Source organism: Thermococcus sp. 21S7, from assembly GCF_012027615.1.
In the GTDB taxonomy this organism is placed as follows: Archaea; Methanobacteriota_B; Thermococci; order Thermococcales; family Thermococcaceae; genus Thermococcus.
The window spans coordinates 90,573-113,244 of sequence record NZ_SNUT01000007.1 but is presented as its reverse complement, the minus strand read 5'-3'; the positions used below and the strand labels follow the sequence as shown (position 1 = coordinate 113,244).

The window sequence follows — 22,672 nt, the reverse complement described above, 5'->3', positions numbered from 1 at the left end:
AGGGTGAGAAAATGAAGGCGATCTATCGCGAGATGTGCCCGAACTGCCTCGGTAAAATCTCCGATGAAAGGCTGTACCTCAAGAATCCCTGCGATGAGTGCCTCGATGAAACCGCCCGGGCTGACTCTTATTTTGATCTCGTAACCGCAGTTAGAAACGCACTCCAGCTAAGGGGAACCCTCAAAGAGTGGGAGAGGATTTACGGCCTCGAAAAGGGCCTTAGGGAAATCGAGGCCTTCTTTGAAAAAGCCACCGGCTTCACCTTCTGGAGCGCGCAGAGAACCTGGGTTAAGAGACTCCTGAAGGGCAGGAGCTTCTCAATCATAGCCCCCACGGGGATGGGAAAAAGCACCTTCGGTGCGTTCATGGCGATCTGGCATGCCACGAGGGGAAAGAAGAGCTACATAGTCGTGCCCACCACCCCGCTGGTGATTCAAACCGCCAAAAAGCTCCAGGCGATAGCTGAGAGGGCCGGCGCCGAGATAAACCTCGCATACTACCACGGCAACCTCCGGAAGAAGGAAAGGGAGGAGATGCTGGCCAAGATTCAGAATGGGGACTACGACATCCTCGTCACCAGCGCCCAGTGGCTCGCCAGAAAGTTTGATGATGTTCTGAAGGGCAGGCGCTTTGACTTCATCTTCGTCGACGATGTCGATGCGTTCCTAAAGGCCAGCAAGAACATAGACCGCTCCCTTCTACTCCTCGGCTTCAACGACGAGGTAATCGAAAAGGCCTGGGAGATAATCCGTCTGAAGAAGCAGATGTCCAAATACCTGAACGGACGCGCCAAGGACAGGGAGGAGAGGCTCAAGGAGCTGAACGCCCAAATCTCAGAGCTCCAGCGTGAAATCGAAGAATTCAAGGCCAAAAACGGCGTAGGGATAATGATAATCGCCTCCGCCACAGGTTCTGCGAGGGGCGACAGGATAAAGCTCTACCGTGAGCTGCTCGGCTTCGAGGTTGGAAGCGGAAGGAGTGCCCTCAGAAACGTCGTTGACAGCTATATAAAACCGAGCAGGGACATCAAGGAGCACGTGGAGGAGCTCCTCAACCGGCTCGGAGCGGGCGGGATAATATTCACGCCTATCGACCAGGGGCTTGCCTACGCCGAGGAGCTGGCGCATTATCTCCGCGAACGCGGCTTCAGAATCGAACTCGTCAGCTCCAAGAACAGGAAGGCCATCGAACGCTTCGAGAACGGCGAGGCCGACTACCTCATAGGCTCGGCAACCTACTACGGCTCCCTCGTCCGCGGTCTCGACATGCCCCACCTCATCCGCTACGCGATATTCACCGGCGTTCCCAAGTTCCGCTTTTCAATAGACCTCGAAAGACCGACCATCTACCGCGCCCTCGGCCTCCTCAGCGAGGTCATGGACTTCCTGAGCGACGAAGACAGGAAGCAGGCCGAAAAGATGCACGCGAGGCTCAGGAGGCTGATAAGGAACATCCCCCAGTTCGAGCTCCTTAAGATAGAGGAAGCTTTGGCCGAGGGACTGCCGATAGAGAACGAGTTCCACAACCACGTCCTCGGTGTTTTCCGCGAGCTGGTTGAGTTCCTGAGGAAGGTTCTCAAGGACGAGGAGGTTCTCAAAAAGCTTGCCGAAGACCCATTCATCAGCCTGAAGGAGGAAGGTGGCAAGTGGTATATCGAGATTCCCGACGTTAGAACGTACATCCAGGCCACCGGAAGGACGAGCAGGCTGTTTGCCGGTGGAATCACCAAGGGACTGAGCGTGCTCATAGTTGACAACGAGAAGGTCTTCAACGGCCTCCTCAGGCAGATGCGCTGGCGCTTCACCGAGTTCAAGATGGTGCCCTTCGAGGAGCTGGACCTCGACGAGGTTCTGAGGCAGATAGACGAGGACAGGGAGAAGGTCCGCCTCGTTATGGAGGGTAAGATAAGCGCCAAGGTCAAGGACCTCGTCAAATCCGCCCTCATGATAGTGGAGAGCCCGAACAAGGCCAGGACGATAGCCAACTTCTTCGGCCAGCCGAGCAAGACGAGGATAGGTGACCTGGTCGCCTACGAGGTGAGCATAGGAAACATGATGCTGACCATTCTGGCAAGCGGAGGGCACATGTTCGACCTCGTGACGAACGAGGGCTACCACGGCGTTCTTGTTGATGAAAAAGACGGCATGCTGAAGTTCATCCCCGTCTACGACACCATCAAGCGCTGCCGCGACTGCGGCCATCAGTTCGTGGACTGGGAGGAGAAAGGAATTTGTCCGCGCTGCGGCTCGACCAACGTCCGCGACGCCCTTCAGAACGTCAAGGCGATGCGCGAGCTCGCCCAGGAGGTCGATGAGATACTCATAGCGACGGACCCCGATACGGAGGGTGAGAAGATAGCCTGGGACATCATGAACGTCCTGAGTCCGTACACGCCGAACATCAAGCGCATAGAGTTCCACGAGGTCACGAGACCGGCTATAATGCGCGCCATTGAGGAAGCCAGGGACGTCAACGAGGGCCGCGTTAACGCCCAGCTCGTCAGACGCATAGAGGACAGATGGATCGGCTTTGAGTTGAGCCAGGAACTCCAGCGCGTCTTTGAGAACCGCAACCTCTCAGCCGGAAGGGTTCAGACGCCGGTTCTGGGCTGGGTGATTGAGCGATACAAGGAGTTCACCGAGAGCGAGACGTACTTCATGGGGCTGAGCCTTGAGAACGGTCTTCGGGTCACGGTAGAACTCGGAAAAGACGGCAAAAACGTTGAACCGCCCGAATACGTCACCGTCAAGGATGTTCAGCTTGAGGAGCGCGAGCTGAACCCGATGCCGCCGTACACGACCGACGCCATGCTGAAGGACGCCTCGACCTTCCTCAAGCTGTCCGCTCCAGAGACCATGAGGCTGGCGCAGGACCTGTTCGAGGCAGGACTTACGAGCTATCATAGGACTGATTCAACTCATGTAAGTAGTACAGGCATAGAAATCGCCAAGGAGTACATCACCCAGGAACTCGGTGAGGAGTACTTTAAACCGCGCCCCTGGGGCGAGGAGGGAACCCACGAGGCCATAAGGCCAACGAGGCCGATAGACACGGGCAGGCTCATGCAACTCGTCCGCGACGGGATTATCCAGCTCCCCAAGAACCTCACCCGGAACCACTACAGGCTCTACGATATGATATTCAGGCGCTTCATGACGAGCCAGATGAAAGCTGCTAAGATACTCCACGAGAGGGCAGTCATCGACGCGGGCGTTGGAAAGGCCGAGATAGAGGGCTACGTTGAGGTAATCGAGGACGGATGGACTAAACTGAGGGGCCCGCCCTTCAGAGAGCTCCCGAGGCTTGAGGAGGGGGCGAGGCTGAAGGTCGTCGAGTCCAAGAAGTGGAAGGCGCCGAAGGTTTCCCTCTACACCCAGGGAGACATAATTTCCCTGATGAAGGAGCGCAAGATAGGAAGGCCTTCAACGTACGCAAAAATCGTCCAGACCCTGCTCCAGCGCTATTATGTCATTGAGACCCGCGGAAGGAAAAAGCTGGTGCCCACTGACCAGGGCATCAAGGTCTACCATTATCTCATAAGTAAATACAAAGAACTCGTCAGTGAGGAGAAGACCCGGGAGCTTGAGGAGATAATGGACATGATCGAGGAAAACAAGATCGACTACCAAGAGGTTCTCCGGAGACTCCATGAAGAGCTCATTAGGTATCTCGGTGAAAAGTACCCCACATAACATTATGATATTATTCTTTCATTGCAATCTGAAGTCTTTGATTTTATAACACTTAAGGTGATATATACTTCGGGCTGACGTGAACACCAAGTATGATCATCCAAATCAATCGCCCGGGAGGGTTACATAAAGTTTCAGCTGAATTTTGCTTCTTAGTAAAACCAAAAATTTTTAAAATCATAAGGTAGTAATAGGTTTGCATGTATACACAATGGCAATAATATCCAGGGAAGTCATCTTAGAATAATCTTTAAAACATAACCAGGGACACTAATAGTCTGTGGAAAAAATTTATAGGGAATGAAATCCAAACAAAAAATAGAAAATTGGGTGGTGGTAAGAAATGGTTAAGGACAGGATGGTAGAGCTCCTTCAGGAGCACTTTGAGTTGAACCTCTACGAGGCAAGGGCGTACGTGGCACTGGTTGGTTTCGGGGTCCTTACCCCCGCAGAGCTGGCCAGCGTCTCCGAGGTTCCGGCGCCAAGGACCTACGACGTTCTCAGGAGCCTGGAGAAGAAGGGCTTCGCCATAAGCCAGCCGGGCAAGGTCAACAAGTACAGGCCGGTTCACCCGCAGAACATCCTCGAAAAGTTCATCGAGGAGTGGCAGGAGCGCGTCGCAGAGGAACTTGAGGCCAAGAAGAAGGCGAAGGAGGAACTCCTTGAGCTCATGAGCCCGCTCATCGAGACTGAGATTCCGAAGTACGGCGTCGAGAAGGTCTGGGTCGTCCGCGGAATCAGGAACGCCACCCTCAAGACCAAGGAGATGTTCGAGGAGGTCAAGGAGCAGATACTCCTCGCCGACGACGGCTACATCGCGGTTAACCTGGAGAGCGACATCATCAGGGCAATAGACAACGGCGCCAAGGCCAAGATAATAGTCACCGAGACCGTGTTCCACAGGCTCGGCACCTCAAAGATAATGGACTACTACAAGGCCGGCAAGCTTGAGCTCAAGGTCATAGACAAGCTCGAACTCCCGATGCTCATCTGCGATGACGAGGTCTTCTTCGCCCTGGAGGACATGGCAGCTCGCTACTTCAACTACGAGACCCAGATATGGATCAAGGACTTCCGCGTCAAGGCTCTGTTCGAGGGCAAGTTCAACGAATACTGGAAGGCCGCCAAGAAGGCCTGATGCCCTTCTCCCTTTTCCTTTGTTCGACGATAGGAATATAGAAAAGAAAGGGTTCAGACGTATTTGAACTCTTCTTCGGCTTCGCTCGTCTCTTTAATCTTCCAGAAAAGCTTTCCTTCCTTCTGATAGCTCTCGACCTTACCCTGCTCGACGAAGCGGAGAAGGTAGCGCCTGACCTCCATGGCGGGGAGCTTTGTGATTTCAACTATCTCCTCGATGGTCTTCGGACCATCCTCCAGAGCCTTCAAAACCCTGACGTTCTTCATTCCTCTCCCTCCAGTTTCCTATACCTTTCCAGCAGTTCTATTATCTTCTCCATTACCCTTAAGTGTTTCTCAAGCTGGTCAACCTCGTCCGGCAGGGAGTTTGCAAGTTCGTTCAGCTTCTCCATGAGGCGCTCCTCAACGCCTTTCATCTCGCCCGCTTTCTGCCTTTTCCTGTGCTCGCATATCGGGCAGAAAACCCTGCCGTCCTTCTCGAAGAGCGGCGAACCGCACTTGGGGCAGTGCCTGTCCAGCATCCTCGCCCCGGAAAGCATGAGGGGCATGAGGATCGTTCTCATCTCCTCCTCAGTGGGTCCCTTGGGCGCCATCCCATCACCCCATCAGCAGCTGGAAGACCTCCACAAAGGCCTTTTTGCCCAGCCTTGAGCGGCGAATCTTATCTGAAACTTCGGCTATGTCGAAGGCGATTATCTTGAAGTTTTTCTTTACCGCCTCCAGGAGATCAAGAAGCTCCTCAAGCGTGAGCTCCCCGTGCTGGAAGCGCGCTATCCTGTATTCCGGCCTGAGAACGTCCAGGTCAACCGTCAGGTACACCTCTTCACCCAGGTATTTCTTTGCCTCGGAGATTATCTCGTCGAGGGAGTTCGTCTGGAGGTTCTTGTACGCCCTCCACTTTCCGCGAATCTTTCTGCTCCTCAGCAGGGCAGGGAAGACCTTCACACGCCTCGTCCAGAGCTGGGTCCTCTCGGTGGTTGGTATCATGAGAACCGGCGCCAGAACCACCGCGCGGTTCACGAGGCGCTCCTCCAGGGCGTAGGCGAGCCACGAGCCGTGGTCGAGGTAGTCGTGCATGAGGTCGGTGTGTGCATCGATGCTCAGCAGCGAAGGGGGGTGGAGCTTTTCAATTATGCCGTACGTTGCGAGGTGCTCCCCGACTATGTAGGCGCTGTCGAGGGGAATCCTCTCAGGGAGGAGCTCCACCCGGCTGGATTCGACTATCATGTAATCCTCGATGAGCTTGTTCCGCTTCAAGAGCTGCAGAACGTAGAGAACCCCGTCCCTGTTGGGCTTCTCGCCGAAGGGGATGAACGTTACCATTGATTCCACCCATCCGGAATTGCCCATTCACTTTTTAAACCTTGGCTGGATTCTTCAACACAATTTTGTCAAATTATGACGCCAAAGTTTAAAAAGTAGCCCCCTAAGATTAAAACGAAAACTCCTTGGAGGCGAGGAGATGATACTTCAGGTCGCTCTTGACTTAACTGACGTTGAACAGGCCATTTCTATCGCGGAGAAGGCCGCTCGCGGCGGCGCTCACTGGCTGGAGGTTGGGACTCCGCTCATTAAGAAGGAGGGCATGCGCGCGGTTGAGCTTCTCAAGAGACGCTTCCCGGACAGGAAGATAGTGGCGGACCTCAAGACAATGGACACCGGCGCTCTGGAGGTCGAGATGGCAGCAAGACACGGTGCCGACGTCGTTTCCATCCTCGGCGTGGCGGATGACAAAACGATAAAAGACGCGGTCGAAGTTGCAAGGCGCTATGGAATCAGGATTATGGTCGATCTAATCGGCGTTAAGGACAAGGTCAAGCGCGCCAAGGAACTTGAGAAGATGGGCGTTCACTACATACTCGTTCACACCGGCATAGACGAGCAGGTTCAGGGCAAGAGCCCGCTGGAAGACCTTGAAAAGGTCGTCAAAGCCGTCAGCGTTCCCGTTGCCGTCGCCGGAGGACTGAACCTTGAGACCATCCCGAAGGTCATCGAACTGGGCGCCACCATCATAATAGTCGGCGGCGCGATAACCAAGGCCAAGAATCCCGAGGGAGTTACTAGGAAAATAATCGACCTCTTCTGGGGAGAGTACATGATGACGATAAGGAAGGCCATGGCGGATATAGTGGAGCACATAGGCAACGTGGCGGAGAAGCTCAAGATAGAGCAGGTTCGCGGCTTCGTCGATGCAATGATTGGGGCGAACAAGATCTTCATCTACGGCGCCGGAAGGAGCGGCCTCGTCGGCAAGGCCTTCGCGATGAGGCTCATGCACCTCGACTTCAACGTCTACGTCGTCGGCGAGACCATAACGCCGGCCTTCGAGCCGGGCGACCTGCTCATAGCCATCAGCGGTTCCGGTGAGACCAACAGCATAGTCGATGCTGCGGAGATCGCCAAGAAGCAGGGCGGAAAGATAGTGGCGATAACCTCCTACGCCAACTCCACCCTCGGCAGACTCTCCGACGTCGTGGTCGAGATACCCGGAAGGGCTAAGACCGACATTCCGACGGACTACATAGCGCGCCAGATGCTCACCAAGTACAAGTGGATAGCCCCGATGGGAACGCTCTTCGAGGACTCAACGATGATATTCCTCGACGGGGTCATAGCGCTCCTCATGGCAACCTTCCAGAAGACCGAAAAGGATATGAAGAAAAAGCATGCGACCCTTGAGTAAGGGGTCGCCATGGGGTCTTTTACCCATCTTTTTGTCGGAATCGGGAACACGGGAGCGAGGATAGTCAACAGCATAACCGCGGACGGCATCGTTAAGGTGACCGTCAACCCCGCCTACTACCTCCTGCCCCGCTTTGATGAATACGAGGAAAGGCTCAGGAACTTCTTCTCGGGCCTCCCCAAGAACACCTTTCTGTGGCTCGTCTTCGACGACAAGGAGATAAACCACGAACTCAGGAGGATAATAACGGAAAGCGCCCCGAAGGACACGATAAAGCTCGCCTACGTCCTGACGCCGAAAAAAGAACTGGTCGCCGAGAAAAAGCCCCCCTGGGCGGATGACTTTGAAACCGTCTTCTACGACTCCCTCTGGGACTTCTTCGGGGGTGATGACGTCTCGATCTCGGCCGCGTTCCAGGGAGCATCGAGGAACATCGCCGAGATGTTCAGCAGGCTCTACTACTACCTTGAAACGCAGATGCTCGTCAACATCGATTACGCTGACCTGTTCAACATGATCCGCGGCGGCAACGTCGGAATCCTGCGCCTCCTCCGGGAGGTCGACTTCGGCTGGCACTGGGGCATCTGGGACAGGGGATTAATAGGAATACTCGTCGGAAGGGAGTTCCCGCTGAAGGATGCGCACGGAATACTGGGGCACTTCCAGGAGATACTGGCCGAGAAGGACGTGATATGGGGCGTCGTGATGGACGAGAGCCTCACCAGGGAAGTGGAGATACTGGCTTTGCTGGTCAAGAGGTGGTAAAATGAAGGCGGTTCTCTTTGACATAGACGGCACAATACTAACCGAGATGCCGCTCATCCAGCTCTTTCTTCCACAGGTCTACGATAAGCTTTCAAAGAGGTTTGGAATAAGCAGGGATGAGGCGAGGGAGCGGTTCCTCGGTGAGATATTCGAAAGGAGGGACACCTACGACTGGCACGACTGGAACTTCTTCTTCAGGCTCTTCGACCTCGACCTGGAGTACGAGGAATTGCTCAGGACATACCCCCACAAGCTCCACGTTTATCCCGACACGGTTCCAACCCTGGAGTGGCTGAGGGACGAGGGCTACCTCCTGGGGGTCATCACGAGCGGCCCGGAGTACCAGAGGCTGAAGCTCAAGCTTGCCGGGCTGATCGACTACTTCAAGGTCGTCGTCACCAGAGACGACGTGAACGCCATAAAACCCGAACCCAGGATATTCCTCTACGCGCTTGAAGGGCTCGGCGTGGAACCCGGCGAGACCATGATGGTCGGGGATTCCCTCAGTCAAGACGTTTACGGCGCCAAAAACGTCGGGATGACCGCGGTCTGGATAAACCGCGACGGTGAGGCGGGTTACAACATGGCGGACTATGAAATCGGGACCCTTTATGAACTTAGAAAAATCCTGGGGGGATGGGAATGAAGGAGATATTCGATATGGAAGGCGTTTTCGTCAAGTACCGGGAGAAGAGGGTCAAGCTCGAAAACGGGGACGAACTGGTTCACAGGAGCGAGGAGCCAACGGAGCTCTGGTGGAAGCTCAAGGAGGCGATAAAGGGCAAGAGGGTCAGGATAACCGTCTATGAGGTCGAATGAGCCATGATAGCCCACCTAATCAACACGGACGTTGGCAGCAGGGGAGTGCTGAGGGTCTACCTCGACTACCGCAGGGAGAATCCAAATTTTTTACATAATTCTGCAAAACTGTTTTTGGATAATTATGAACGCGTTCTCATCGTCACTGGCTTCCCCATACCCCCGGAGATGAGGGCAGAAACCGACGGCCCCCCGGGAGCGCTGGCACTTGCGAAGGCCGTCGAGACCCTGGGGGGCACCGCCGAGGTGCTTACGTATCCGGAGGTAAAGACCGCCCTGGAGCCTTTCGGCATCAGGTTCACGGACGCACCGGAGATAGGGAACTACTCCCTCGTGATAGCGGTCGAGACCCCGGGCAGGGCCGCCGATGGGAGGTACTACTCAATGAGCGGCATGGAGATAAAGAGGGAGACCTTCGACTGGGCGGTTCTGGGGGCCAGAGATCTCGGGGTGCCAACGATAGGGATAGGCGACGGCGGAAACGAGGCCGGCATGGGGAACATAAGGAACCTCGTCTCCCGACACGTGCCCAATGGGAAGATGATAGCAAGCACCGTTGGAACCGATGAGCTGGTCCTCTCAGCCGTCTCCAACTGGGGGGCCTACGGGCTCGTGGCCCAGGCGTCGATAGAGTTCGGACGAAAACTCCTCCCGGGCTGGGACGAGAGGATGATAGTGAGGGCCATCTCAAAGCTGGGTCTGATAGACGGGGTCTCCAAAACCCAGACGCCGACGGTCGATGGAATAAGCCTCGACATCCACGAGGGAATCGTTGAACTTTTAAACGCCCTGGTAAATGAGGCCTTAAGGTGATGGGATGAAGCTCAACGGGTTCATAACCAACGAAGAAAGCCTCAAACTCATAGAGAGAACCCGCGTATACGCGCGGCACTTCTTCGAGAGGGAGGGAACTCACGGCTTCAGCCACGTTGAGAGGGTTCTGAACCTCTGCATGCACATCGGAAGGGAGGAAGGGGCGGACCTTGAGGTCTTGGCGCTGGCGGCACTGCTCCACGACATAGCACGACCCCTCGAAAGCTCTGGCAGGGTGGAGGACCACGCCGTTGAGGGCGCGCGGATAGCGCGGCAGTATCTCCGGAGCTTTGGCTATGCCGAGGATAAAATCGAGGCGGTCGCCCATGCCATAGAGGCCCACCGCTTTTCCCGCGGGCCCGAGCCGCAAACGCTTGAAGCTAAGATACTCAGCGACGCCGACAAGCTCGACGCGATAGGCGCGGTAGGGATAGCCAGGGTTTTCATGTACTCGGGCGAGCACGGGAGGGACATAGATGCTTCGCTGAGGCACTTCGAGGAGAAGATACTGAGGCTCAAGGACCTGATGTACACCGAAACGGCGAGAAGGATGGCTGAGGAGCGGCACCGCTTCACCGAGGGGTTCATCGAGCGCATAAGGCGTGAGATAGAGGGCGAAATCTGAACTTCTTCCTTCTCTTTCCCCCATAATAAGGTTTTTAAATGACTTCTAGAATTAAGGGTTAGCCCTTTAGGTTCATTCTTCAGGCAAAAGGGGAGGTGAGGAGATGAAGGCGCCAATCTGTGAGGTGTGTTTGAAGACCGACGATATTCTGTGCCCGGCCGACGAGAAAAAACTTCAGGATGGGGTTATCTCCGAGCTGGATGTTAAAGTCGCGAGACTCTTGTACAAGCTTATCGGCGACGCTGACATGGAGTTTAAGAAGGCAGTCGAAGCCGGTGACCTCATAGTCATCGTGGTTGGGGAGGGCGACGTCCCGATAACCATCGGCAAGGGAGGCAAGAACATCAAGGCCCTCATGAGGGAGCTCGGCAAGAGGATACGCGTCATCGAGGCTGTGGAAGTCAAGGGAACCGACGACGTTAAAAAACTCGCCACCGACCTCCTCTACCCGGCGGGAGTCTTCGGCGTGAACGTGGTCTACAAGCCCGGTGGGGGAACCTATTACAAGGTTCTCGTGCTCAACAGGGACAGGAGAAAGCTTCCTGAAAAGGCAGAGGTGCTGGAGAGCATACTCTCCCAGATAACCAGCAGGGAAGTCAAAATTTTCTTCATTTGAGTGACCATTTCTACCCTTCGTTTGTTTCTCTAGTATGTAGGGATTTAGTGTGAACGTTATACGTCTTGTAATTCCATCTCTGTTTCTGACCTCCTCCCCGCCGTGAACGGCGATGTTCCAACGGGTTAACCCCTCGCTAACGGGCGGTTCGGTTTACGGGCACTCATCCCCTACTCCCGTCGCCAGTTTCGGTTCAGCCCACAGGCCGAGTCTTCGGCCCATTACCCCCACCGCAGAGCGGATTGGGGTTATTGCTTAAAGGCCACGTTTTGAGTTTTTGACTGCCACAATGAACAGTCTTTGGAAGGACGCTTAACAGCGCCAACCCTCCAACGCCGGAGGGTAACTTAGGAGTCGTTCGAGGTAGTGTTTGGGACAATTGTCGTTAAAATACTCCTAGACGTCGTACTCCCCGGGCCGAATACCTTTAAAAGCTCGTCCCTACTCCTTCTGGGGATGACCATGTACAGGACGCACTACTCAAGCCAGATTACCGAAGAGTTGAACGGCCAGCACGTTAAGGTTGCCGGCTGGGTCTGGGAGATTAAGGACCTCGGTGGAATAAAGTTCCTCTGGATAAGGGACCGCGAGGGCATAGTTCAGGTCACCGCTCCCAAGAAAAAGGTCGACCCGGAGCTGTTCAAGCTCATACCCAAGCTGAACGCCGAGGACGTCGTTGCCGTCGAGGGCGTGGTTAACTTCACCCCGAAGGCAAAGCTCGGCTTCGAGATTCTCCCCAAAAAGCTTGAGGTTCTCAGCAGGGCGGAAAGCCCGCTCCCACTCGACCCAACCGGCAAGGTCAAGGCCGAACTCGACACGAGGCTCGACAACAGGTTCATGGACGTTAGAAGGCCCGAGGTAATGGCCATATTCAAGATACGCTCAAGCGTATTCAAGGCCGTTCGCGATTTCTTCCACAGCGAGGGCTTCATCGAGGTGCACACACCCAAGATAATCGCCACCGCCACCGAGGGCGGAACCGAGCTCTTCCCCATGAAATACTTCGAGAAGGACGCCTTCCTCGCCCAGAGCCCGCAGCTCTACAAGCAGATAATGATGGCCTCAGGCTTAGACAGGGTTTACGAGATAGCGCCGATTTTCAGGGCGGAGGAGCACAACACAACGAGACATCTCAACGAGGCGTGGAGCATTGACGCGGAGATGGCCTTTATCGAGAGCGAAGAGGAGGTAATGAACCTCCTAGAGAGGCTCGTTGCCCACTCCATTGAATACGTCCGCGAGCACAACGCCAAGGAGCTCCAGATCCTCGGCTTCGAGCTTGAGGAGCCAAAACTGCCCTTCCCGCGCGTCACATACGACAGGGCCCTGGAGATACTCGCGGATCTGGGCAGGGAAATCCCCTGGGGCGAGGATATAGACACCGAAGGCGAGAGGCTCCTCGGAAAGTACATGGCTGAGAACGAGGAGGCACCGCTGTACTTCATCTACCAGTACCCCAGCGAGGCAAAGCCGTTCTACATAATGAAATACAAGAACAGGCCAGAGATAAGCCGCTCCTTCGACCTTGAGTACAGAGGAATAGAGATAACCTCAGGCGGCCAAAGAGAGCACAGGATTGACGTTCTTATCGAGCAGATTAAGGAAAAGGGACTTAACCCGGAGAGCTTCGAGTTCTACCTCAAGGCCTTCCGCTACGGAATGCCCCCGCACGGCGGCTTCGGCCTCGGCGCCGAGCGCCTGGTGAAACAGATGCTTGACCTCAACAACATCAGGGAAGTCATCCTGTTCCCAAGGGACAGAAAGAGGCTGACACCGTAACATCTTTATATCACCTTTTCCTTTTGGTGATTAGTTAACTATCCTTTGGAGGTTGGAGGCATGAAAAAGGCAGTCGCTTTAATCTTTGCGGGTTTGCTCTTACTCCCGGTGCTTCCTGCGTTCTCTCTCGTCAGCGGTGGAAGCACCGAATATGCATCGATATCGAATATCGCCCTTAAAATAGGTGAAAAGGTCGTACTCGGGCCCTTTGAGATTCAGTTCGTTGACGTTGACAAATATTGGAGCAGCGCGAAGATAACCGTCAGCACCAAATCCGGTTCCCAGACGTTCATACTGTCCACGGGACAGTCCGCGTATTACCCCTCCAAGAACAAAGAGTACCTGAAGATCAACCTGCTCTGGATGAAGTCCGATACGAAAAGCGTGTTGCTGGAGCTTGAATCCCCCCTCATAAAAGTCGCCGATGAAAACCGCATGGATGAAGGAGACAGGATATGGTTGCCCGCGGGGTATCCACGCGTTTCAATAAAACTAATCGACGCCTATGATGACAGAGCGGTGTTTTCCGTCACATACCCCTCAGGTTCGTCGACGAGGGTTACTGTATACGAGGGGAACGCAAGGGGGGTCGACTACAAGCTCGGCGGCATATACTCCTATGAGGATTACATCTACATCAAACTCCTGAAAACCACAAAAGGCGGCCCCGTGGAGGTCGAGGTCTACGCGCCCAGAGTGGCTTCAATTGACTTTAAGATAATCAGAAAGGAGGGAGAAGAAACCCAGCCGGGGGAGGTTAAAACCACCCTCCTCTACAAGGACGTGCTCTACAAGAACGAGAAGCTTCCGATTAAGGTGAACAAAACAAAGTACTACCTCAGCTTGGTTTCAGTTTCCTCAGTCAAGGCCACGTTTAAGCTTTACAAGGGCACGTCCCTGGTTGGAACGTACTTGGTTGAGGTCGGTGAGAGCTCCGAACTCTCGGGAACACCTTTCAAGCTGTTCCTCAACAGGGTTGAGTCCAAATACGAGAGGGCGCTGGTGACGCTCTACGGACCAGAGGATGCACAGGTCACCCCGATACTAAGGGAAGCCAATGTGGTGGCGTCAATAGACACCGTTCCCAAGAAAGTCATGCTGAACGATGACCTCATTATAGTTATCTCTGTTAAGAACAACGGAAAGGGGGACGCCTACGACGTGAGCGTCGCGGCACCGATACCCAATGACTTCGAGCTCGTGAGTATGACCAAAACTTGGACCCTCAAGACCTTCCCGGCATTCACCAGCATGCCGGCGCTCATCTACGTCCTCAAGCCCACCAAGGTCGGTGAGTTTGAGATTGGCAAGGCCATCGTTACCTTCTACGACGACCAGAGCCTCGAAACCGGAAAGAAGAGAACGATATACTCCCAGAGCCTCAGTGGCATCAAAGTCTACAACGTGCCGGCCATAGACGTCACCGCCCAGGCTTACAACGGTACCTGGAGCAGCTACGTGAACGCGAAGGTCGGCGATACCCTCAAGGCTAGGTTCACGCTTTCAGCCGCCAAGGGCAATCCGGACTACGAGTTCGTAACGAACGCCACGCTCCTCCTCGACCTGCCGGCCAGCCTCGACGGACAGTCCTCCATTAAGATAGGAACCATTAAGGCGGGCGAGACCAAGACAGTCCAGGTGGACTTGAAGGTACTGAAGGAGAACCTCACCAACGTGAGGGCGACGCTCGTCTACCTCGACCCCCTCGGAAACGAGCACCGGCTTAAGCTCGGCAACCTCGTTACCATCAACAGCATCCCGCCCAAGGTGGTCGTTGAGGAGGTCAAGGTCTGGCCGAGCCCGGAGGAGCTACCGAGTTACGTCAACCAGACCCTTGCCAAGATGAGCGACCCTACCCCCCTCGCCAAGGAACTCAAGGGAGTGGCCGAAATCTACAGCCCGGCCGGCAACCCCTGGAAGCCGCTTGCGATAATCTTCATCCTAGCGGCCATCGTGCTTGGTGGAGTCGCCTACAAGTACTGGGATGAGTCCGAGAAGCTCAGAAAGAGACTTGAGAGAAAGAAGAGCAGGCGCCCAGGAGGACTGCCGAAAAAAGTCGAAGAAGAGGACAAGGAAAGCACGGAGATAGGAGAACTCTAACTTTCCCTCCTTAAATTTATAAGCTTCTTTTCTCATTCCCTTCGGGATGGGACATGTTCAGGTACAAGCAGGTCATAGTTGCGAGGAAGGATTTGAAGCTCAGCAAGGGTAAGTTCGCCGTCCAGGTTGCCCACGGAGCGGTTACCGCTGCGCTGAAGGCCCAGAAGGAGAAACCCGAATGGTTCAAAGCATGGTTCCATGAGGGGCAGAAGAAGGTCGTCGTTAAGGCTGAAAACGAGAGGGAGCTCTTCGAACTGAAGGCCCACGCAGAGAAGCTGGGAATCCCAACGGCGCTCATCAGGGACGCCGGTCTGACGGAGATACCCCCAGGTACGATAACCGTCCTTGCGGTCGGTCCTGCCCCGGAGGAACTTGTCGACAAGGTTACCGGTCATCTGAAGCTGGTGTGAGAGATGGATTACCGCGAGTTTTTTTCCCAGTTCAGGTATCTAAGCAAAGAACCCGGCATCAGGGGCAGGATAAAGGTTCAGCCGGAGGATTTCGTGGTTATCGAGGACCCACTTCCCTCGATTTTCGAGGGCAGGAAGCACGCGATCTTCCTCCTTAAAAAGAGGAACTGGGACACGATGAGCGCGGTGAAGGAGATAGCAAAGCGTGCCGGGATTAACTACAGGGACATCGGCTTTGCCGGAACGAAGGACAGGCACGCGGTGACTTATCAGTACATAAGCGTGCCCCAAGACGCGAAGGAGAGGGTTGAAAACGTTCAAATCAGAGACGTTGAGCTCCGCTTCGTTTCCTACGGCAGGTTTATCAAGCTCGGCCACCTCATTGGAAACCGCTTCAGGATAATCGTGAGAGACGTTGATGAAAAGGCCTTCGAGCGGAGTCGGGAGATAATCCGGGAGCTCCGCGGTGTGGGGGGTTTCCCGAACTACTTCGGCTACCAGCGCTTTGGAGAGCGGCGCGTCACTAACCATCTCATCGGAAAGCTCCTCCTCCAGGGAGACTTCGAGGGTGCCGCGAGGCTGTTCCTCGGAGCGTACGAGGGTGGTATGGAGGGCGACGAAGCCAGGAAACACTTCTGGGAGACGGGCGACGTTGACAGGGCATTAGAGGAGTTCCCGAACTTCCTGCGCTATGAGAGAACGCTCCTCTACCGCTACAAGGAGACGGGGAACTGGAGAAGGGCCTTCCTCTCGCTGCCCCTCCCAATAATGCGCATCTTCATCCACGCCTATCAGAGCTACCTCTTCAACCTCTACATCTCCAGGAGGATTGAGATGGGCATTCCTCTGAACGAGGCCCTCGTCGGCGATATCGTCGTTCAGGTCAAGGGGGGAATTCCCTACCGCGACAGAACGTACCGCGTCACCGAGACGAACATCGATTTTGTGAACGAAAAGATACGGCGCGGCGAGGCCGCCCTCAGCGGCCCGCTCTTCGGCTTTGCGATGAGAAAAGCCCTGGGGCTTCCGGGAAGGATTGAGGGGGAGATTCTCGGGGATGAGGGTATAACGCTTGAGACCTTCAGAAAGCTCCCGAAACCGATGGCCGAACCGGGCGGCAGGAGGGAGCTTCTGATACGGCCCCTGGGCCTCACCTACGGTTACGTCCCTGGAACTGGGATGTGCTTCCGCTTCTTCCTGCCGAAGGGGGTTTACGCAACCAGCGTGCTCAGGGAGATAATGAAGGACCACTGATGTCCAGCAACCCTTTTATCGGGTTTTCTCAACTTCTTCCGGTGGTGTGAGTGAGGGTGAGGGCAATATCGCTTGACATAGACGGCACTATAACCTATCCCGACAGGCGGCTCAGTGAGAACGCTTTGAGGGCAATACGGCTCGCCGAGAGTCTGGGCCTTCCGGTCATGCTCGTCACCGGCAACTCGGTGCCGTTCGCGGAAGCTATGGCCATAATGATAGGCACCAGCGGGCCGGTTGTCGCGGAGGACGGGGGCGCGCTGTCCATAAAGGACGGACGGCTGAGGAAGAGAGTTTACCTGACGAAGATGGACGAAGAGTGGATTCTCTGGAGCGAGATAAAGAGGCGCTACCCTGAGGCCGTCATGAGCTTCTCGATGCCGGAGAGAAAGGCAGGGCTGGTTGTTATGAGAACCATCCCAGTCGAGGCTGTTCGGGAGATTATAACGGAGCTTGGGCTGAACCTCATTGCCGTGGATTCCGGCTTCGCGATACACATCAAGAAGCCCTGGATCAACAAGGGTACGGGGATTGAAAAGGCCTGTGAGATACTCGGGATAAGTCCCGGTGAAGTTGCCCACGTCGGCGATGGGGAGAACGACCTGGATGCCTTCCGAGTCGTTGGCTACCGCGTTGCCGTTGGCCAGGCTCCGGAGAGCCTGAAAAGGGAAGCCGACTACGTGACGAAAAGAACCTACGGTGATGGGGGAGCTGAGGGCATAGTCCACATCCTTAAAGAGTTCGGCTACCTGGGTGAGGACGATGAGGATCCGTTTGGCGACCCTTGACGACGTTGGAGGGATAGTGAAGCTCCACACCGCAGGAGAGGAACCTGCGGGAGACCTCTACCGGCGCTACTCTATGGGCGGGCCCTGGATGAGTGCCGAGACGCTCGCGATTCATATCAACAACCTCCTGCTGGATAACCAGCTTGTTGCCCTCGCCGAGCTAAACGGCACCGTCGTTGGAGAGGTTGAGGTTCTGTTCTCCGAAGAGCCCATTGGTGGAAATGTACGGCGGATAGGGCACGTGGACGTTATTGAAGTTCACCCCGACTACCGGGGCATGGGAATCGGAAGACTTCTGATGGAGTTCGTTGAGGAGGTCGCTAAGGAGCGGAAGGTCGAGATGCTGACCGTCCAGCCGGATAAAGATGCGGAAGGATTTTACAGAAAGCTCGGCTTTAACGTTGAACTCTTCAAGGGAACGACCCTGTGGGTGCCCGCGAAGGGGAGGGGAACCGTGGAGCTCTTGGAATTTGGCTGGAAGGACGTTAAGAACCTCGAACTGGTCGCTGGCCGCTTCCAAAGCTCCTATAGCATGTTCTTCTCGGCCTTTAAGGACAACATCGCCGGGATTCACTATACCGTAGAATCAGGAAGGGGCGGCGGCTCTTACTACGCGCTGAAAAACCTTCCGGGGAGAGAGGGCGTTGCGCTCCTGCTCTGGGGCAGGATTGAGGATTTGAAGGCGGTTCTTGGCAGGACGAAGGTCCTCGGGTTCGAGCGGGTTCTCACACTCCTGCCGGGCAGCGTTGAGAGTTTCGGCGCTGAAAAGGTGGGAGAAATTAAGATACTCGCTAAGGAACTCACCTGAGGAACTCCATGGCCAGGGCAACTTCCATCGCCGTTCCGAGATGGAGAACCTCCTCGTCAACGTCGAACCTGGGATGGTGGTGCGGGTAGGTTATCCCCTTTTCCTCGTTGTATATTCCGAGCGTCAGGAACGCTCCGGGAACCTTCTGGAGGTAGAATGCGAAGTCCTCGGCGCCCATGGTCGGCTCAACATCGTCATGCCTCAGGCCGTACTTTTCGGCCACATTTCTGGCAAAAGCCGCCATACCCTTATCGTTAACGGTCGGCGGGACGAGCTCCTCTATTGACAGCTCGTAGGAAGCCCCGTGCGCCTTCGTTACGCCTTCGAGTATCCCCCTCATGCGCCTCTGAATCAGCTCGCCTATCTCGTGCTTGAAGAACCGTATCGTCCCCTTCATCTTGACTTCCTCTGGAATCACGTTGAAGGCCGTTCCCGCCTGTACGGCAGTGACGCTTACAACTCCAGTCTCAATCGGGGAGATGTTTCTGCTGGCTATGGTCTGGAGTGCGAGTATTGCCTCCGCCGCTATCGGGATGGGGTCAACGGTCTGGTGCGGCGATGCCCCGTGGCCTCCCTTCCCGATTATCCGTGCCTTGAATATGCCCGCACCGGCCATGAACGGCCCTTCCTTTATGCCGATGATTCCGCTCGGGAGGTCGTGCCAGACGTGGAGGCCGAACACCGCATCCACGCCCTCAATGGCGCCACCTTCGATCATCTTCACCGCTCCGTTGCCGCCTTCCTCCGCCGGCTGAAAGATTAGCCTCACCCTGCCGTTGAACTCATCGATGTGCTCCGAGATTATCTTTGCAGTTCCGAGGAGCATGGCCGTGTGTGCGTCGTGTCCGCAGGCGTGCATTTTTCCGGGAACGCGGGACTTGTAGGGGACGTCGTTCTCCTCCTGAACGGGCAGGGCGTCCATGTCCGCTCTGAGGGCTATCGTCTTCTCCCCTTCTCCGATGTCTGCTATTATCCCGGTTCCGACGCGCTTTATTCTGTACCCCCATTCGCGGAGGTGCTCCTCCACAATCCCCGAAGTCCTCTCCTCCTCGTACTTGAGCTCCGGGTGCATGTGGAAGTCCCTTCTCCAGGCTATTATCTCGTTCTTAATCCTCAGGGCTTCGTCGAGTGGGTTCATGGTCTCACCTGGAATGAAAATCGTGAAACTCCCATATTAACTTTTCGATGCTTATCTTAATGAACCCACCACTCTTATCCCGGCGTTCCCTGAACGTCCTGGAGAAATGCGGGCAGTTTGATGAGTCCTCACTAACCACGAAAAACCCACATAAAGCTACCCAACAGGAATCACGAACTTCTGGTCAAGCTTTCGCCAGAAAAGTTTGTTGTGGAGCCCCGGGCGGGGTTTGAACCCGCGGCCTGCCGCTTACCAAGCGGCCGCTCCACCAGGCTGAGCCACCGGGGCGTCGATGATACCATGCAGACCAGCATTTATAAATTTTTCTCTCCCAGTTTCTCAACGAGGCCCTCCAGGACGTCCCTGAAGTTGGCCGCGTCGATCCATTTGATGCCCATCTTCTGCGCCCACGTGAGTATGCCCACATCGGCGGAAACTATAGTTGCGTCGAGTTCCTTTGCCAGCAAGATAAGCTCAAAGTCCTCCTTGCTGTCAACGATGCCCTCGCGGAGTGCCTTTCGATAGTTTCTCCGCAGCTTCTGGATTACCTTGTCCACGTTGTCAGTCTCAATGACGCTCTCGCGGACGGCTTTCTCGGCGACGCGGAGTCCTTTGTCTATCCTCCTTCTGACATCGTCTATCAGCTCATACATGACGAAGGCGGGAATCTTGATGTCGTGAACGTTGGGGGGCTTTTTGATTATGTACAACTCGACCTCGGGAAGGAGCTCCTCCTCATCAACGAAGTGCATAACCTCCCGGTAGATGCCGGGGGGCATGTAGAACTCCACCTTCCCGAAGAGCCTTTCCGCATAGCCCAGAAAAGTCCTCATTGCCTCGGTTGGAGAGTCGCCGAACCTGTTCCGTATCTCGGGGTTGACGAAGATGCTCGTGTCGAGGACGAACCGCATTGCCACGCTACCACCACAAGCTTATTTAAGCGCGGAAGTTTAAAACGATTAGGTGAAAGCATGAAGGTTGGAGTCGTTTTTGGAGTCAGCGAGCTTGCGAACCCGAAGGCGTTCGAGAAAAAGGCCTCGGAGTTCATAACGGGCCTCGCAAAGGAGTTCGATGTCGTCGGGGGCTTCTTCATCTCGACGAAGAGGGATTTCAGGGAGGCCAAGGAGGAGGTCAACTTCAACGAGGTTGATGCCATAGTTCTCTATCCTCTGACCGGCGGCACCGAAGGCCCGCTGAAGGAGTTTTTCGTTTACAGGCGGCCGATAGTCATCTACGGCGACCCGTTCAACAACTCCCTCGCAGCCGGAATCGAGCTCAGGGAGTACTTCAGGGACAGACTCGTGCCGTCCACCCTGGTGAAGGACTTCAACGAGCTGAAGGCGGCGCTTCTGGGCTATGACGACATGAAGGACGTCCTGGATAAGTTCCTCAAGATGCGCATCGGCATAATCGGCAGGGTCTCGCCCTGGCTCATCAACGAGAAGTTTGAACTCCCCTACACCAGCATCAGCCTCAAGAAGTTCTACGAGTACTACGAGGCCACCACCGAGGCGGAAGGCTGGAAAGTAGTGGAGGAAATTGTCGGAAAGGCCATCGAGATAAAGGAGCCCGGCAGGGAGGACTTGGTAAAGGCCGGGAGGATATACCTCGCCATAAAGAGAATACTGGAGGATTACAGGCTCGACGGCTTTACCATCGGCTGCTTCGACCTGATAGGCAAGCTTAAGGCGACGCCCTGCCTGGCCCTGGCGATGTTCAACGCGGAGGGAATCCCTGCCGCCTGCGAGGGTGAGCTGAACGCGCTCCTCGGCATGATGATAGCGAGGCGCTTCTTCGACAAGCCGGCATTCATGGGCAACATCGCTGACTACGGGGAGAGCCACATAATCCTAGCCCACTGCACCGCACCACTCATCGGAAAGTACATCGTCAGGTCGCACTTTGAGAGCGGTATGGGCGTCGGCGTCGACGTCCAGCTGCCGAAGGGAAGGGCAAGCCTCATGAAGATACGCGGGAGAAAGGCGGTTGTTGCCGGCGTTGAAGTCGTCGGCCAGGAGCACAGTGACTTCAGGTGCAGGACGCAGGTGAAGCTCCGCGTTGAGGACGCGGGGGACTTCATAGACGGAACCCTCGGCAACCACCACCTGCTCGTTTACGTCGACAGCGAGGAGCTGGCGGACCTGCTGAGCGAGCTTGGCTTCGAGGTCATGCTCTACTGACACCGTTTTAGGGGCCTCCGGAAGAGGCACAACATCGTGGCATACAGAGACCGACCTTTCTATTTTCACAAGCTTCATCATTTTGGACGGAGGAGGCCAGACAAACCCGGGCAAAGCCTTTTAATCGGGACGCATACCCCATCTGGGGTTGCAAAATGAAGGTGGTTATGACGACCAAAATCGATCTTGCGTCGATGAACATCATGAACAAGCTCATCGAGAACTTCGGATTTGCGGAGACGGGAAAGGTTTTCGATGGAAATCCGGTGTACGGGAAGGGGGATACCCTAATACTGACAACGAACGACGAGATGATATATTACGACGGTCTCGACGGGGCCATTGAGGAGCAGCTGGGCATTGTACCGGAAATCATAGCCTTCGCCTCCAGGCATTCGAGCAGGCAGAAACTGCCCGCCCTCACGGTTCACGTGACGGGGAACTGGGGCGAGGGGATATACGGCGGGAAGGATGAGAGCCTCGCGGTCGCGCAGCCTGCCGCCATGAAGCTGGCCCTCCTGAAGATGAACGAACTCAACGACCTCGGCTGGACGGTCTGCTACGAGGCAACGCACCACGGCCCGAGCGAGCTCGACGTTCCAAGCTTCTTCATAGAGATAGGCTCAAGCGAGGAGGAATGGGTGGTCGACAGGGCCGGCGAGATAATAGCCGAAACGATAATCCACGTGCTTGAGAACTACGAGAGGACCAAGTTCCCGGTTGCCATAGGAATAGGCGGCGGGCACTACGCGCCAAAGCAGACGAAGAGGGCCCTCGAAACCGACCTGGCGTTCGGCCACATAGCCCCCAAGTACACCCACCCGCTCAAGAGGGAACTCCTGCTGAAGGCGATAGAGAGAACCTCCGGGAACGTTGACGCCATATACGTTGATTGGAAGGGCAGCAAGGGCGAAACAAGGCAGATGGCTAGGGCACTGGCCGAGGAACTGGGCTTGGAGTTCATACGTGACTGAACAATCGAAATCTTTAAAGATGTTGAGCGGGATTTTAAAATCAGCACTCGCCCTTAGCTAAATTTATATACTACCTGTCTACAAAGTGAAA

The 22,672-nt window shown here is 55.3% G+C and carries 22 protein-coding genes and 1 tRNA gene; 17 read left to right on the top strand and 6 right to left on the bottom strand.

The features are described from left to right. Positions 1-11: 11 nt before the first annotated feature. On the top strand, positions 12-3,692 hold the full coding sequence (rgy, locus tag E3E51_RS11435) for a reverse gyrase (RefSeq protein WP_167913226.1): 3,681 nt from the start codon (positions 12-14) through the stop codon (positions 3,690-3,692). Between the two features lie 343 nt (positions 3,693-4,035). Beyond that, on the top strand, positions 4,036-4,830 hold the full coding sequence (gene trmBL2, locus E3E51_RS11430; protein ID WP_167913225.1) for an HTH-type transcriptional regulator TrmBL2: 795 nt from the start codon (positions 4,036-4,038) through the stop codon (positions 4,828-4,830). Positions 4,831-4,883: 53 nt separating this feature from the next. On the opposite strand, the gene E3E51_RS11425 is transcribed toward trmBL2, so the two are convergent. From E3E51_RS11425 to E3E51_RS11415, 3 genes are read right to left on the bottom strand one after another with little or no spacing between them, the layout of a single operon-like run. Next, complete coding sequence (locus tag E3E51_RS11425) at positions 4,884-5,096, bottom strand: ArsR family transcriptional regulator (RefSeq protein WP_088180065.1); 213 nt, start codon at positions 5,094-5,096, stop codon at positions 4,884-4,886. After that, on the bottom strand, positions 5,093-5,422 hold the full coding sequence (locus tag E3E51_RS11420; RefSeq protein ID WP_167913224.1) for an Sjogren's syndrome/scleroderma autoantigen 1 family protein: 330 nt from the start codon (positions 5,420-5,422) through the stop codon (positions 5,093-5,095). The genes E3E51_RS11425 and E3E51_RS11420 overlap by 4 nt, the downstream gene beginning before the upstream one ends. 4 nt (positions 5,423-5,426) lie before the next feature. Continuing rightward, positions 5,427-6,152: an arginase family protein gene (locus tag E3E51_RS11415; protein ID WP_167913280.1), complete on the bottom strand. Its 726-nt coding sequence runs from the start codon at positions 6,150-6,152 to the stop codon at positions 5,427-5,429. Between the two features lie 139 nt (positions 6,153-6,291). Between E3E51_RS11415 and hxlAB the strand changes: the two genes are divergently transcribed. From hxlAB to E3E51_RS11350, 13 genes are all read left to right on the top strand, one after another. Further along, positions 6,292-7,512, top strand: coding sequence for a bifunctional 3-hexulose-6-phosphate synthase/6-phospho-3-hexuloisomerase (hxlAB, locus tag E3E51_RS11410; RefSeq protein ID WP_167913223.1), 1,221 nt, complete (start codon positions 6,292-6,294; stop codon positions 7,510-7,512). A gap of 9 nt (positions 7,513-7,521) precedes the next feature. After that, entirely contained in the window at positions 7,522-8,277 is a 756-nt protein-coding gene (locus tag E3E51_RS11405; RefSeq protein WP_167913222.1) for a hypothetical protein, read from the top strand. Between the two features lies 1 nt (position 8,278). Continuing rightward, positions 8,279-8,923, top strand: a complete 645-nt coding sequence (locus E3E51_RS11400; RefSeq protein WP_167913221.1) for a TIGR02253 family HAD-type hydrolase — start codon at positions 8,279-8,281, stop codon at positions 8,921-8,923. Beyond that, positions 8,914-9,096: a hypothetical protein gene (locus E3E51_RS11395; RefSeq protein ID WP_167913138.1), complete on the top strand. Its 183-nt coding sequence runs from the start codon at positions 8,914-8,916 to the stop codon at positions 9,094-9,096. The genes E3E51_RS11400 and E3E51_RS11395 overlap by 10 nt, the downstream gene beginning before the upstream one ends. Before the next feature lie 3 nt (positions 9,097-9,099). Beyond that, a complete protein-coding gene (locus E3E51_RS11390) occupies positions 9,100-9,909 on the top strand; it encodes a glutamate cyclase domain-containing protein (protein WP_167913220.1) in 810 nt (269 codons plus the stop codon). Between the two features lie 4 nt (positions 9,910-9,913). After that, a complete protein-coding gene (locus tag E3E51_RS11385; protein WP_167913219.1) occupies positions 9,914-10,534 on the top strand; it encodes an HD domain-containing protein in 621 nt (206 codons plus the stop codon). A gap of 103 nt (positions 10,535-10,637) precedes the next feature. Beyond that, positions 10,638-11,150, top strand: a complete 513-nt coding sequence (locus E3E51_RS11380) for a KH domain-containing protein (RefSeq protein ID WP_167913218.1) — start codon at positions 10,638-10,640, stop codon at positions 11,148-11,150. 462 nt (positions 11,151-11,612) lie between these two features. After that, entirely contained in the window at positions 11,613-12,929 is a 1,317-nt protein-coding gene (aspS, locus tag E3E51_RS11375) for an aspartate--tRNA(Asn) ligase (RefSeq protein WP_167913279.1), read from the top strand. 60 nt (positions 12,930-12,989) lie between these two features. Continuing rightward, positions 12,990-15,029, top strand: coding sequence for a hypothetical protein (locus tag E3E51_RS11370; RefSeq protein ID WP_167913217.1), 2,040 nt, complete (start codon positions 12,990-12,992; stop codon positions 15,027-15,029). A gap of 53 nt (positions 15,030-15,082) precedes the next feature. Beyond that, a complete protein-coding gene (gene pth2 / locus E3E51_RS11365; protein WP_167714500.1) occupies positions 15,083-15,439 on the top strand; it encodes a peptidyl-tRNA hydrolase Pth2 in 357 nt (118 codons plus the stop codon). Positions 15,440-15,442: 3 nt separating this feature from the next. Further along, positions 15,443-16,693, top strand: a complete 1,251-nt coding sequence (gene truD, locus E3E51_RS11360) for a tRNA pseudouridine(13) synthase TruD (protein ID WP_167913216.1) — start codon at positions 15,443-15,445, stop codon at positions 16,691-16,693. A gap of 50 nt (positions 16,694-16,743) precedes the next feature. Continuing rightward, positions 16,744-17,481: a phosphoglycolate phosphatase gene (locus E3E51_RS11355; protein WP_167913215.1), complete on the top strand. Its 738-nt coding sequence runs from the start codon at positions 16,744-16,746 to the stop codon at positions 17,479-17,481. Then, a complete protein-coding gene (locus E3E51_RS11350; RefSeq protein ID WP_167913214.1) occupies positions 17,456-18,289 on the top strand; it encodes a GNAT family N-acetyltransferase in 834 nt (277 codons plus the stop codon). The genes E3E51_RS11355 and E3E51_RS11350 overlap by 26 nt, the downstream gene beginning before the upstream one ends. Here E3E51_RS11350 and E3E51_RS11345 read toward each other — a convergent pair. The 3 genes from E3E51_RS11345 to E3E51_RS11335 form a co-directional block, all read right to left on the bottom strand. After that, positions 18,282-19,427, bottom strand: coding sequence for an amidohydrolase (locus E3E51_RS11345; RefSeq protein ID WP_167913213.1), 1,146 nt, complete (start codon positions 19,425-19,427; stop codon positions 18,282-18,284). The two genes, E3E51_RS11350 and E3E51_RS11345, sit on opposite strands and share 8 nt — an antisense overlap. Positions 19,428-19,638: 211 nt before the next feature. After that, a tRNA-Thr gene (locus tag E3E51_RS11340) sits at positions 19,639-19,715 on the bottom strand. Between the two features lie 26 nt (positions 19,716-19,741). After that, positions 19,742-20,338: an RNA ligase partner protein gene (locus E3E51_RS11335; protein WP_167913278.1), complete on the bottom strand. Its 597-nt coding sequence runs from the start codon at positions 20,336-20,338 to the stop codon at positions 19,742-19,744. Between the two features lie 60 nt (positions 20,339-20,398). Between E3E51_RS11335 and E3E51_RS11330 the strand changes: the two genes are divergently transcribed. Continuing rightward, the gene (locus E3E51_RS11330) at positions 20,399-21,607 is read left to right on the top strand and encodes a hypothetical protein (RefSeq protein WP_167913212.1); all 1,209 of its coding nucleotides are present in this window, start codon (positions 20,399-20,401) and stop codon (positions 21,605-21,607) included. A gap of 155 nt (positions 21,608-21,762) precedes the next feature. Continuing rightward, a complete protein-coding gene (locus tag E3E51_RS11325; protein WP_167913211.1) occupies positions 21,763-22,581 on the top strand; it encodes a D-aminoacyl-tRNA deacylase in 819 nt (272 codons plus the stop codon). The last annotated feature ends 91 nt before the right edge of the window (positions 22,582-22,672 follow it).